Source organism: Pelomicrobium sp. (assembly GCF_036803785.1).
Taxonomy (GTDB): domain Bacteria; phylum Pseudomonadota; class Gammaproteobacteria; order Burkholderiales; family UBA6910; genus Pelomicrobium.
The window spans coordinates 1-12,060 of sequence record NZ_DAIRTR010000095.1; the positions used below are offsets into that span (position 1 = coordinate 1).

Here is a 12,060-nt window from a genome sequence, read left to right on the forward strand (position 1 = left end):
CCCGCCCCCCATCGACCGGTGCGCCCGCCAGCCCGGCCAAGACCTTCAAATTCTCCTGGGCGCTCAGCTCATCTTTGATCCCGTTCAGGTGTCCCACATAATGGAGCTGCGCGAAATATTCGTCGCCCAAACGGCGAATCGGTTCCCCGCCCCAGCGGATCTCTCCCGATTCGGGGGCGAGGAGACCGCACAGCATGCGAAGCAAGCTGGTTTTGCCGCTGCCGTTGGGGCCCGCGACATGCAACAGGCTTCCCGCGGTCAGCTCAAAGCTCACCCCGCGGAAGATTTCCCGTTCTCCCCGGACGCACTGGAGGTCGTTTGCAGTCAGCACGAGAAAAGTAAAAGTGCGAATTATAAGGTTTTTTGAGACATCGTGGGCACTGTCCCGGTCAGGGGCGCTCGCCCGCTCTCCGTTTCTCGGGAGAAAGCTCCCCTTACGAGGTTTCCCTTCACAGCATCTTGCCCCCATCGGGCTTGGCCTGCGGCTGCGAGGCAATTTCCCAACGCTAGCGGCGCTCCTGGCCATGGCCCTCACCCCCTTTTCCCAGAGCGTGGTCGCCGAGACGCTCATCGTCGGCTCGAAGCGCTTTACCGAGTCTTACATCCTGGGAGAGATCGTGCGCCAAACAGCTGTGCGGGCAGGGCAGGCCGCGCTCCACCGGCCGGGGCTCGGCAATACCGCCATCGTCTTCGAGGCGATCAAGTCCGGCGCGATCGACCTCTATCCTGACTATACGGGAACCCTGAGCCGGGAAATCCTGGGCAGTTCCACGCCCTTGAGCCTCGCCGAGCTGAACCTCCAGCTTGCTCCCTATGGCCTCGCCGTCGGCATTCCCCTGGGATTCAACAATACCTACGCCCTGGCGGTGCGGGAAGACGTGGCCGAGCAGCGAGGGCTCCAGCGCATTTCTGACCTCGTAGGCCATCCGGACCTAAGGCTCGGACTATCTCAGGAATTCCTGGGCCGACGCGACGGCTGGCCGGGCTTGAAAGAGGCGTACGGATTGCCGTTTTCCAATCCGCGCGGGCTCGACCATGGGCTCGCCTATGCAGCGCTCGCGGCGGGCCAAGTGGACGTGATCGACGTCTACACGACCGACGCCCAACTCACCCGCTATCGGCTACGGGTCCTGGAGGACGATCGCAAGTATTTCCCCTCCTATGAAGCCGTGCTGGTCTACCGCACCGACGTGCCCCGCCGCTTCCCCAAGGCGTGGCAGGCGCTTGAAGCCTTGGCCGGAACGATCCCCGCCTCCACCATGGTGCGCCTCAATGCCGAGGCGGAACTCGCAGGCAGACGCTTTGCCGACGTGGCAGCGGGCTTCCTCGGCGACAGGGGCGCGGCAGGCTCGCCGCCGAGAGAACGAAGCTTGATGGAAGTCCTGGCAGGGCCGGATCTTGCGCGTTTGACCTTGGAACACGTGCTGTTGGTCTTTGGCTCCCTGGTTCTCAGCACGGCGATCGGGATTCCTCTCGGCGTCGCGGCTCAACGCGCTCCCCGGCTTGGTGCGGCCGTGCTCGCGACGGTGGGTGTCGTCCAGACGATCCCTGCCTTGGCGCTGCTTGCCTTTCTGATCGCTGCCCTGCAGCGGATCGGGGTGATGCCTGCACTGGTGGCACTGGTGCTCTACGGGCTTTTGCCCATCGTGCGCAACACCCACGCCGGCCTGCAGGAGGTTCCGCAGGGGATCAGGCAATCCGCCACTGCCCTAGGGTTATCGCCACCCCAGCGCCTGGGGCTGATCGAGCTGCCCCTCGCCGGCCGCGCCATCCTGGGGGGGATCAAGACCTCGGCGGTCATCAACGTGGGCACTGCCACCATCGCCGCCTTCATCGGCGCGGGCGGCTACGGCGAGCGCATCGTGGCGGGCCTCGCGCTCAACGATCAGAAAATGCTTCTCGCTGGTGCCATCCCGGCGGCAGTCTTCGCCCTGCTCGTCCAGGGACTCTTCGATCTCCTAGAGCGCCGCTGGTACGCTTGGGCGCACAGCGGCTCGGGCGCATCGAACCGGTTCTGACCGTTCTCTGCACTGGAGGATACAGAACGATCCCAGCGTGGGCAAAAGCTCCTTGCGGTGGAATCCCCCTGGGCACAAGGGGCCCTACCCTCGTAGGTGGTGCACTGAAAATCTCCCGAGCAATCACGTCGGGACCGCCGCGCCCGGGTTCACCGCGGCGGTCCCGCGCGCGGACTGTTGCTCGAAGCCAGGCAAAATTACGCCGAAGATTTGCGAAAACTGCCCGACATTGCGGAGGCCCTTGGAGACGTTGCGTAACTCTTTGATTATGGGGTGGCGGATGGGATTCGAACCCACAACAACCGGAATCACAATCCGGGACTCTACCGTTGAGCTACCGCCACCACGGACGACACCCATTCGCGTTGGTAGGGCGTGCCCGACAGGAATCGAACCTGTAACCCCCAGCTTAGAAGGCTGGTGCTCTATCCGGTTGAGCTACGGGCACGAGGCGCTCCACAGGCTCGCCCGCCTTGCCGAATGGGTATCCGATCTGGTCGGGGTGGAGAGATTTGAACTCCCGACATCCTGGTCCCAAACCAGGAGCGCTACCAGGCTGCGCTACACCCCGTAAAGGGCGCAATATACCGCTACCCCCATAAAAAATCAATGAAATTGCCACCTTGTCAGGTTGTTTTTACTTGCAGTGTAGCGGCGATTTTGCTATTAAAGCGCTTTTTTGTGCACAGAGGCCAACCCCATGCCAAACCAAGGCAGCAAGACGCTTCCTCCCTACAAACCCAAAAAGGGAGAGCCCTACATGAATCCGCGCCAGCTCGCCTATTTCCGGAAAGTGCTGGAGGCGCTCAAGCTCGAGCTTAGCCAAGACATCGACCGCACCGTTCACGCCATGCAGGACGAGGCGACGGTGTTTGCCGATCCCAATGATCGGGCCAGCCAGGAATCGGACATGGCGCTTGAGCTGCGCAACCGGGACCGGGAGCGCAAGCTCATCAAGAAGATCGATGAAACCATTGCCCGCATCGACGCGGGAGAGTACGGGTATTGTGAGAGCTGTGGGGCGGAAATCGGACTGAAACGCCTGGAAGCGCGTCCCACCGCATCGCTATGCATCGACTGCAAGACACTGGATGAGCTCAGGGAGCGCCAGATAGCGAAATAGGTTCGCCTCTTTCTCCGCCGTGCCGGCAAGCAGTTGGCGCTTGCGCGGCGACGCACAGGCGCAAAGACACCTCGGGGCAAGAAAAAGCCCCGCGAATCCATCCGGGGTCTTTTACGGCACCGGAGTCGTGGTGGGAGGGGATTGTGCTTCCTCCGCGAGTGCTGCTTTCATGCTCAGCCGCAGCCGTCCCTTGTCGTCCGCCTCTAACACTTTGACCCGGATCAGCTGGCCTTCCTTGAGATAGTCAGCCACGTTGTTGACCCGCTCGTTGGCGATCTGGGAAATATGCAAAAGCCCATCCTTACCGGGCAGGACGCTCACGATGGCGCCGAAGTCAAGCAGCCTCAACACGGTACCCTCGTAAATTTTGCCCACCTCGACTTCCGCCGTAATCTCCTCAATGCGCTTTTTGGCGAGCATCCCCCCTTCGGCGCTCACGCAGGCAATGGTCACAGTGCCATCGTCTTCGATGTCGATGGTGGTTCCCGTCTCCTCGGTCAATGCGCGGATTACTGCTCCGCCCTTGCCGATGACGTCACGAATCTTCTCCGGATTGATCTTCATCTTAATGATGCGCGGCGCATGGATAGAAATTTCTGGTTTGGTCGCCGGCATGGCCTGCTTCATCAGCTCCAGGATATGCAGGCGTCCTTCCCGTGCTTGGTTGAGCGCGACCTGCATGATTTCCTTGGTGATGCCCGTGATCTTGATGTCCATCTGTAGCGCAGTGACCCCCCGTTCGGTCCCGGCTACCTTGAAATCCATGTCGCCTAGGTGATCCTCGTCGCCCAGGATGTCCGATAACACGGCGAACCGATTGCCTTCCTTGATCAACCCCATGGCAATGCCGGCGACGTGCCCCTTCATCGGCACCCCGGCGTCCATCAACGCCAGACAACCGGCGCAGACAGTGGCCATGGAGCTGGAGCCGTTCGATTCGGTGATCTCCGAGACCACCCGCAAGGAATAGCCGAATTCCTCCTGAGGGGGGATCACGGCCGCCAGCGCCCGCTTGGCGAGCCTGCCGTGGCCGATCTCTCGCCGTTTGGGCGGACCTACCCGGCCCGTTTCGCCCGTGGCATACGGGGGCATGTTGTAGTGAAGCATGAAGCGCTCGGTGTACTCACCGGTGAGCGCGTCGATGATCTGCTCGTCCCGCTGGGTGCCGAGGGTCACCACTGCTAGCGCCTGGGTCTCCCCGCGGGTAAAGAGGGCGGAGCCGTGGGTACGCGGAAGCACGCCAGTGCGGATGGTAATCGGCCGAATGGTGCGGGTGTCGCGTCCATCGATACGGGGCTCTCCTGCGAGGATGCGTTCGCGCACCACCTTGTATTCGAGCTCGAAGAGCAGGCGCTTGATCTCGTTTTCCCGTGCCGGCCCCGCCTTGTCTCCGGTATTGAGGGTCTCCAGGAGACGTTTTTGGATCTGCTTGAGCCGCTCCGAGCGGGTCTGCTTGGCTCTGATCGAATAAGCCTCCCGCACCTCCGCTTCGGCCAACTCGGCGATGCGGGCGACGAGCTCCGGGTCCTGGGCAGGGGGAACCCATTCCCATTCCGGCTTGCCGGCTGCCTCCACCATCTCGTGGATTGCCTGAATCACTGGCTGCATTTGTTGATGACCGAAAACCACGGCGCCGAGCATGATTTCCTCTGGCAATTCCATGGCCTCCGACTCCACCATCAGCACGCCTTGCTCGGTCCCTGCCACCACCAGGTTCAGCGCCGAGCGCTTGAGCTCGGAGACGGTGGGATTGAGCACGTATTGCCCTTCAAGGTAGCCGACGCGGGCCGCCCCGATGGGGCCGTTGAATGGAATTCCCGCCAGCGCCAGCGCGGCCGAGGCACCGATCATGGCCGGGATGTCGGAATCGACCTCACTGTTGGAGGACACGACGGTGGCAACGATTTGTACTTCGTTATAGAAACCTTCAGGGAACAGGGGGCGCAACGGACGGTCGATTAGGCGGGAGGTCAGGGTTTCCTTCTCTGACGGCCGCCCTTCTCGCTTGAAAAAACCTCCCGGGATCCGGCCGGCGGCATAAGTGCGCTCCAGATAGTCCACGGTGAGAGGAAAGAAGTCCTGACCCTCCTTGGCCTCTTTCGCGGCGACCACGGTTACCAGCACAACGGTATCGTCCATGTTGACGAGAACCGCGCCATCCGCTTGCCGAGCGATCTCTCCCGTTTCTAGCGTAAGCTGGTGCCTGCCGTAGGTTAGGGTTTTCTTGAAGTACGTCAAGACGTTTACCTCGCTGGAATAAGCGGTTCGCTAGGGAAAGACATGATACGAAGGCGCATGCAGCGTACCCGCACGGCTCCGGCTATTCGGTTGTCCAGATTGCTCATCGTTCCGAAGCCATCGCGGCACCGAGCCCCTATTTGCGTAAGCCCAGACGGTCGATGAGCTTGCGATAGGCTTCGGGGTCGCGAGTTTTCAGATAGTCGAGGAGCTTCCGCCGGCGGCTGACTAGACGCAACAGGCCGCGCCGGGAATGGTGATCCTTCGTGTGCGTTTTAAAATGCTCGGTGAGATAGTTGATGCGCGCGGTCAGGAGGGCGATCTGAACTTCAGGCGAGCCTGTATCTCCCTTGGCCCGCTGGAAGTCCTGCATGATCTTAGATTTTTCCGCCGTCGTAATAGCCATTTATTGCTCCACCAAAGACATAATATTATATCCCGTGTAGACGCGGGCGCTCAAGTAACCTCTTGGCGCATCAAGGAATGCACCCTTCTTTCCGGCCCTACATCCGGCGCTCGGGTCGAATCAGCCTTCGGGGTCGCACCCAGCCATTGCCGATGCTTTCGCCCACCCCCAAAAACTGGCCCCGGTCGGCATAGAGCCGGACTAGCCCGACCACATCGCCATCGGAGCCGGCGATGGGCTGCCCGCGCAACAAGGCCTGCTCGGCCGCCGGCGCCACGTCAAGCCTGGGCAAGGAAGCTAGCGGGGCATCCACGGGAAGGAGCAGTGCCCTGCGCTCCTCCTCGGTCAACGCCTCAAGACGGCTCGGGGTGACGGCCTGCTCGATCGAAAACGCCCCAATGCTTATGCGCTGCAGCGCCTCCAGATGGGCTCCGCAGCCGAGGGCCGTCCCCAGATCCTCCGCTAGCGTGCGGATGTAGGTGCCCTTGCTGCATTCCACCAGCAATGTCGCTCCCTCGCCGTGGAACGCCTCGATCTCCAGCCGATAGATCTCCACTTGGCGAGCTTGCCGCTCTACTTCCAGGCCTTGCCGGGCGTAACGGTAGAGGGGGCGCCCGTTGCGCTTGACAGCGCTGTGCATGGGCGGGACCTGCCAGAGTTTCCCGGTAAAGGAGCTCATTGCTACTTCCAATTGGGTAGGCGTGAGCGAGACCGGGCGGCGCTCGACTACCGCCCCTTCCGCGTCGCCGGTCGTGGTGCGTACGCCGAAGCGCACCGCGGCTTTGTAGGTTTTGCGCGCTTCGAGCAGACTTCCAAGAAACTTGGTGGCCTCCCCCATCGCGAGCGGGAGCAAGCCGGTTGCCATAGGATCCAGGGTTCCACCGTGGCCGGCTTTGGTCGCCCTGTATAGACGCTTGACGCGCTGCAGGATGGCATTGGACGTAACACCTGCCGGCTTGTCCAGCAGAAGTACGCCGTCGATGTCGATGCAATGACGGGGCATGCGTCCCCGCGGAGCGAGATCGGCGCTCATTCCGTATCGGGTTTGTCGGCCCCCTTGAGGCGGTCGGTAGCGACTGCTTCGTCGATCAGGCGCGAAAGGCGCATACCCCCTTCGACGGAAGGATCGAAAACAAAGCGAAGCTCGGGCACCGTCCGAAGCCGCAGGCGTTGCCCTAGCATTCCCCGCAGGAAGGGCGCGGCCCGGCGCAGCCCTTCTGCGGTCTCTTTGTCGTTCTGGCCGCCCAAGCTAGTGTAATAGACCTTGGCCGAGGACAAATCGGCGCTCAACTCGACCTCGGTCAGAGTCACCATGCCCACGCGGGGATCTTTGACTTCATCGCGGATCAGGCAGGCCAGCTCCCGCTGAATCTCGCGTGCCACACGCAGCGCTCGCGCTCCTGGCCTCGTCATGCCGCTCTCCTCGCTCCCGGGATATCCGCGGCTTGGCTCCAAGCCAAGCGCTTCTGCAGTCACAGGGTACGAGCTACCTCGACGACCTCAAACACCTCGAACTGGTCCCCGACCCTGATGTCTTCAAAACCCTTCAGGGCGATGCCGCACTCGAACCCGGCTTTCACTTCGCGGACATCCTCCTTGAACCGCTTCAAGGACTCCAGTTCCCCGGTATGGATGACCACGTTATCTCGAATCACCCGAACCTGGGAATTGCGTCTCACCACTCCCTCCGCCACGTAGCAGCCGGCAACCGTACCCACCTTGGAGATCTTGAACACGTTACGGACCTCCACCAGGCCGACGACGCTTTCTTTTTTCTCCGGCGCCAGCATGCCAGACAGCGCGGCTTTGACTTCATCTACCGCTTCGTAAATGATGTTGTAGTAGCGAACATCGACGCCAGTCGAGGCGATCAACTTGCGCGCTGTCGCATCGGGGCGACTGTTAAAGCCGATGATCACCGCCTTGGAAGCAAGCGCCAAGTTGACGTCCGACTCGGTGATGCCGCCTACGCCCGTATGGACGATGTTGACCTTGACCTCGTCCGTCGAGAGTTTCTGCAAGGCGTGCGCCAGCGCCTCGTATGAGCCCTGGACGTCGGCCTTGATGATGAGAGAAAGGCTCTTCGTCTGGCCTTCGCCCATTTGCTCGAACACGTTTTCCAGTTTTGCCGCTTGTTGTTTCGCAAGCTTGACATCCCTGAACTTGCCCTGGCGAAAAAGGGCGATCTCCCGTGCCTTGCGCTCATCGCCAAGCACGACAAGCTCGTCACCCGCCTGTGGCACATCGGACAGGCCCTGGATCTCCACCGGAATCGATGGGCCGGCCGCATCCACTGGCCTGCCGTTCTCGTCCTGCATCGCCCGGATTCGGCCATATACTGCTCCGACAAGGGCCACGTCCCCTCGCCGCAGGGTGCCGCTTTGCACCAAGATGGTGGCGACCGGACCCCGGCCACGGTCGAGCCGTGATTCGATGACGATGCCTTTGGCGGGGGCTTCTCGGGGCGCTTTGAGCTCCAGGACTTCGGCCTGCAGCAGAATGCTCTCCAGTAAATCGTCGATGCCTTGCCCGGTTTTAGCCGAGACCTCGACAAACATGGTGTCGCCACCCCACTCCTCGGGCACGACCCCATGGCTCACCAGTTCTTGCTTAACCCGCTCCGGATTCGCTTCCGGCTTGTCGATTTTGTTGACCGCCACCACGATCGGCACCTTGGCGGCCTTGGCGTGATTGATCGCCTCGACGGTTTGCGGCATCACGCCGTCGTCCGCTGCGACGACCAGCACCACCAGGTCGGTCACTTTCGCACCCCGCGCCCGCATCGCGGTGAACGCTTCATGCCCAGGCGTATCCAGGAAAGTGATCTCCCCGCGCGGGGTCTTGACGTGATACGCGCCGATGTGCTGTGTGATGCCCCCAGCCTCACCGCTTGCTACGCGAGTGCGGCGAATGAAATCGAGCAACGAGGTTTTGCCGTGATCCACGTGCCCCATAACCGTCACAACCGGGGCACGAGGCTCGAGCGGAGCGTTAACTGCTGCCTGAGCCTCGTTCAACAAGGCTTCAGGATCATCTAGCTTGGCCCGCTTTGCGACATGCCCCATCTCCTCCACCACGATCATGGCGGTGTCCTGGTCGAGGACCTGATTGATGGTGGCCATGGTGCCTAGTCTCATAAGGGTCTTGATGACCTCGGCAGCTTTAACCGACATCCTGTGGGCCAACTCGCCTACGGTAATGGTCTCGGGAACCAGGACTTCCTTGACCATCGGCTCGCTAGGCGGGGTGAAAGCAGCGACCTGCTCGGCGCCCCCTTTGTGCCGGGCTCCGGCCTTGCGCTCCTTCCAGCCTTGGGCGAGTCCCGTGTCGCCCCGGGTCTTGATGGTGCGCCGCCGGGCGACCTCTTCTTTCCAGGTAACTGTATCCTTCGCCGGTTTCTTGACCCCTTTCTTTTCTGCCTTTTCCCCGCCTTCCGGCGCTTTAGCCGCAGGGCGATGGAGCGTGCCTTCCGAAATAGGGGCCGCAGCGGCGGGTGCTGCTTTAGTGGCCTCCTTGACGGGTTCCTCTGGGGTTGGCGTGGGAGCAGGAGCACTGGTGGCTTCGGCCTGCACCGTCACTGTGGGTGCTTCCTCTCCAGCCGCAATCTCGGGCTCTTGCTTCTTGCGCTGGCGGCGGGCCCGTTTTTCCTCGGCTTCGGCCGCCTGGCGGGCTGCCAACTCGGCCTGCTTCCGGGCCTCTTCTTCCCGCAGGGCCCGCTCTGTTTCGTCCAGCACCAGGGCAGAGGGAGGAGGAGTAGGCGTAGGAGAAGGAGATTCCTGCGTCTGGGCCTCCGGCGCAGTGACATCCCGGCGCACGAGTACCCGTTTCTTGCGTACTTCTACCTGAATAGTGCGTGCCTTGCCGGTGCTGTCGGCTTTTTTGATCTCCGAGGTCTGCCGCCGCGTCAGCGTGATTTTCTGCTTAGGCTCTTTCGCCCCATGAACCCTGCGCAGGTACTCAAGGAGTTGGGTTTTATCCTGCTCCGTAAGCGGGTCGTCCACCATGGTCTTGGCCACGCCAGCGGCGTTGAGCTGCTCGAGCAGCAACGTCGCGGGCAGGCCCAACTCACGGGCGAATTGGGCGACATTCATTTGTGCCATTACTGTGCCCTATCCTCTTGTTCGAACCATGGAGCACGAGCTGCCATGATGAGCTTCTTGGCCAGCTCGGCGTCGATTCCGGTTATCTCGACCACGTCGTCGACCGCCAGATCGGCGAGCGCTTCTTTGGTAGAAATACCCTGCGCCACCAGTTTGCGGGCAATACTGGCCTCCATCCCTTCCAGGGACATAAGATCGCCGATATCCGTTTCCAGTTGCTCCTCGCTTGCGATCGCCTCATTCAGCAAGGCACCGCGCGCCCGGCTGCGCAGCTCGTTGACTGTTTCCTCGTCGAATGCTTCGATCTCCAGCATCTCGTTGATGGGAACGTAGGCGATTTCTTCCAGGGTAGAAAAGCCCTCCTGGATCAGGATGTTCGCCACTTCCTCATCCACATCGAGACGCTCCATGAAAAGTTTGCGAATGGCAGCCGCCTCCTCTTCGCTCTTTTTCTTCGATTCCTCGACGGTCATGATGTTGAGCTCCCAGCCGGTGAGCTCGGAAGCGAGCCGCACATTCTGACCATTGCGACCAATCGCCTGAGCGAGCTGGTCCTCTTCGACGACGATATCCATGCTGTGCTTTTCCTCGTCGACAACGATGCTGCTTACCTCGGCCGGTGCCAGGGCGTTGATCACGAAAGTGGCGGGGTCCGGGGACCAAAGCACAATGTCCACCCTCTCGCCAGCGAGCTCACCAGTCACTGCCTGGACGCGAGTGCCGCGCATACCCACACAAGTGCCGATGGGGTCCAGCCGGGGATCGTTTGACTTGACCGCAATCTTGGCACGGGAGCCCGGGTCCCTAGCGGCTCCCTTGATTTCGATCAGTCCTTCTTCGATCTCTGGCACCTCCAGCTCGAACAACTTCACCAGAAACTCGTTGGCTATCCGCGAAAGGATCAGTTGAGGCCCGCGGCTCTGGCGGTCTACCCGTAGCAGGTAGGCCCGTACCCGATCTCCCACACGCAAGCTTTCTTTCGGAATCATCTGATCCCTCGGCAGCAGCGCTTCCAGTCGGCCGGATTCGATGATAGCGTTGCCCCGATCTATCCGCTTGATCACACCCGTTACTAGGTGTTCGTTGCGCTCCAGGAAGTCATTCAGGATCTGCTCCCGCTCGGCGTCTCGAATCTTCTGGAGAATCACCTGCTTGGCAGTCTGAGCACCGATACGGCCGAACTCCACAGGCTCGAGGGGTTCCTCGATATAATCGCCAACCTGGACGTCGGGATCGCGCTTACGAGCCTCGCTCAGGCCGATTTGTTGGTCTGGAAACTCCACCTCTCCGTCATTGACGACAAGCCAGCGTCGATAGGACCGGTAATCGCCCGTGCTTCGATCTATGGACACGCGCACGTCCATGTCGTCACGGAACCGCTTTTTGGTTGCAGAGGCAAGCGCCATCTCCAAGGCACCGAAGACCACGTCTTTGTTGACGCTCTTCTCCCTCGCCAGCGCGTCCACCAGCATTAGAACTTCCCGACTCATGGTTCGCCCTGTTTCTGTATGCAAAGCCTGTCCTGCCAAGCGATTCCCCTGTAATCGTTTAAAATCGCGGTACAAGCCGCGCTCTATCTAGATCATCGATATCGAACTCCAGTTCCGCGCCGTCCAGGCTTGCTCGTACTTTCGTCCCCTCGACTGCCTTCAAGGTGACGACGAAATTGAAGCGACCCTCTCTGGGCCGGCGCAGCCTGATACGGGCTCGTTCTCCGAGGAATCTCTGGAAGTCCGACACCTTCTTCAGGGGACGGTCTAGCCCCGGGGACGAGACCTCTAAGCGGTCATAATCCACCGCCTCCACGGTAAAAAGGCGTGTCAGGTGGTTACTCACCAAGGCGCAATCGTCCACACTTACCCCTCCAGGCCGATCGATAAATACGCGGATGAGCTTCCCGTGGGATGCCCGCTCGAAATCCACAAGCTCGTAGCCTAGGGTTTGAACCACTCGCTCTATCAGGGCTTCGAGGCCTAGGGTTCGTTTCATCAATGCAAACAAAAAATGGGCGCCCGGCCCATCTTCTTTATATGTAGCTGTAACTTTGGAAGTTTAACAGAATAGCGAAAGGGATGGAAGAAAAGCGGGATTCCCCGCACTCGTTTCTGGCCCGTCCAACGCTGGGCCCAAAGTGCCGAAGGCCCCGGTGGGGGGCCTTCGGTGGGGGTGTGTGGG

The 12,060-nt window shown here is 61.1% G+C and carries 10 protein-coding genes and 3 tRNA genes; 2 read left to right on the forward strand and 11 right to left on the reverse strand.

What is annotated here, in order from left to right; translation table 11 throughout:
* Positions 1-274 (reverse strand): ATP-binding cassette domain-containing protein (locus V7Q81_RS11230; protein ID WP_333843284.1); only part of this gene is annotated, 274 nt, incomplete at its 3' end.
* Positions 275-524: 250 nt separating this feature from the next.
* Here V7Q81_RS11230 and V7Q81_RS11235 point away from each other — a divergent pair.
* Entirely contained in the window at positions 525-2,018 is a 1,494-nt protein-coding gene (locus tag V7Q81_RS11235) for a glycine betaine ABC transporter substrate-binding protein (RefSeq protein WP_333843286.1), read from the forward strand.
* Positions 2,019-2,287: 269 nt separating this feature from the next.
* Here the strand turns inward: V7Q81_RS11235 and V7Q81_RS11240 are convergent.
* The 3 genes from V7Q81_RS11240 to V7Q81_RS11250 form a co-directional block, all read right to left on the reverse strand.
* Positions 2,288-2,362, reverse strand: a tRNA-His gene (locus tag V7Q81_RS11240).
* 30 nt (positions 2,363-2,392) lie between these two features.
* Positions 2,393-2,466, reverse strand: a tRNA-Arg gene (locus V7Q81_RS11245).
* A 46-nt stretch (positions 2,467-2,512) separates the two neighbouring features.
* A tRNA-Pro gene (locus V7Q81_RS11250) sits at positions 2,513-2,589 on the reverse strand.
* Positions 2,590-2,718: 129 nt separating this feature from the next.
* Here V7Q81_RS11250 and dksA point away from each other — a divergent pair.
* A complete protein-coding gene (gene dksA / locus V7Q81_RS11255) occupies positions 2,719-3,141 on the forward strand; it encodes an RNA polymerase-binding protein DksA (RefSeq protein ID WP_333843289.1) in 423 nt (140 codons plus the stop codon).
* Positions 3,142-3,252: 111 nt separating this feature from the next.
* On the opposite strand, the gene pnp is transcribed toward dksA, so the two are convergent.
* The 7 genes from pnp to rimP all read right to left on the reverse strand — a co-directional run bounded on the left by pnp (position 3,253) and on the right by rimP (position 11,874).
* The gene (gene pnp, locus V7Q81_RS11260; protein WP_333843292.1) at positions 3,253-5,379 is read right to left on the reverse strand and encodes a polyribonucleotide nucleotidyltransferase; all 2,127 of its coding nucleotides are present in this window, start codon (positions 5,377-5,379) and stop codon (positions 3,253-3,255) included.
* A 136-nt stretch (positions 5,380-5,515) separates the two neighbouring features.
* Complete coding sequence (gene rpsO / locus V7Q81_RS11265) at positions 5,516-5,785, reverse strand: 30S ribosomal protein S15 (RefSeq protein ID WP_333843295.1); 270 nt, start codon at positions 5,783-5,785, stop codon at positions 5,516-5,518.
* Positions 5,786-5,882: 97 nt separating this feature from the next.
* Entirely contained in the window at positions 5,883-6,788 is a 906-nt protein-coding gene (gene truB, locus V7Q81_RS11270; protein ID WP_442954818.1) for a tRNA pseudouridine(55) synthase TruB, read from the reverse strand.
* A 26-nt stretch (positions 6,789-6,814) separates the two neighbouring features.
* Positions 6,815-7,198, reverse strand: a complete 384-nt coding sequence (gene rbfA / locus V7Q81_RS11275) for a 30S ribosome-binding factor RbfA (RefSeq protein ID WP_333843299.1) — start codon at positions 7,196-7,198, stop codon at positions 6,815-6,817.
* Positions 7,199-7,257: 59 nt separating this feature from the next.
* Positions 7,258-9,885, reverse strand: coding sequence for a translation initiation factor IF-2 (gene infB, locus V7Q81_RS11280; RefSeq protein ID WP_333843302.1), 2,628 nt, complete (start codon positions 9,883-9,885; stop codon positions 7,258-7,260).
* The gene (gene nusA / locus V7Q81_RS11285; RefSeq protein WP_333843306.1) at positions 9,885-11,375 is read right to left on the reverse strand and encodes a transcription termination factor NusA; all 1,491 of its coding nucleotides are present in this window, start codon (positions 11,373-11,375) and stop codon (positions 9,885-9,887) included. The genes infB and nusA overlap by 1 nt, the downstream gene beginning before the upstream one ends.
* A gap of 58 nt (positions 11,376-11,433) precedes the next feature.
* The gene (gene rimP / locus V7Q81_RS11290) at positions 11,434-11,874 is read right to left on the reverse strand and encodes a ribosome maturation factor RimP (protein WP_333843305.1); all 441 of its coding nucleotides are present in this window, start codon (positions 11,872-11,874) and stop codon (positions 11,434-11,436) included.
* Positions 11,875-12,060: the final 186 nt, after the last annotated feature.

Coding starts and splice junctions, on each gene's coding strand:
- rpsO (WP_333843295.1), bottom strand. CDS start 5,785: ATGGCTATTACGACGGCGGAAAAATCTAAGATCATGCAGGACTTCCAG.
- V7Q81_RS11235 (WP_333843286.1), top strand. CDS start 525: ATGGCCCTCACCCCCTTTTCCCAGAGCGTGGTCGCCGAGACGCTCATC.
- dksA (WP_333843289.1), top strand. CDS start 2,719: ATGCCAAACCAAGGCAGCAAGACGCTTCCTCCCTACAAACCCAAAAAG.
- infB (WP_333843302.1), bottom strand. CDS start 9,885: ATGGCACAAATGAATGTCGCCCAATTCGCCCGTGAGTTGGGCCTGCCC.
- rbfA (WP_333843299.1), bottom strand. CDS start 7,198: ATGACGAGGCCAGGAGCGCGAGCGCTGCGTGTGGCACGCGAGATTCAG.
- truB (WP_442954818.1), bottom strand. CDS start 6,788: ATGCCCCGTCATTGCATCGACATCGACGGCGTACTTCTGCTGGACAAG.
- rimP (WP_333843305.1), bottom strand. CDS start 11,874: ATGAAACGAACCCTAGGCCTCGAAGCCCTGATAGAGCGAGTGGTTCAA.
- nusA (WP_333843306.1), bottom strand. CDS start 11,375: ATGAGTCGGGAAGTTCTAATGCTGGTGGACGCGCTGGCGAGGGAGAAG.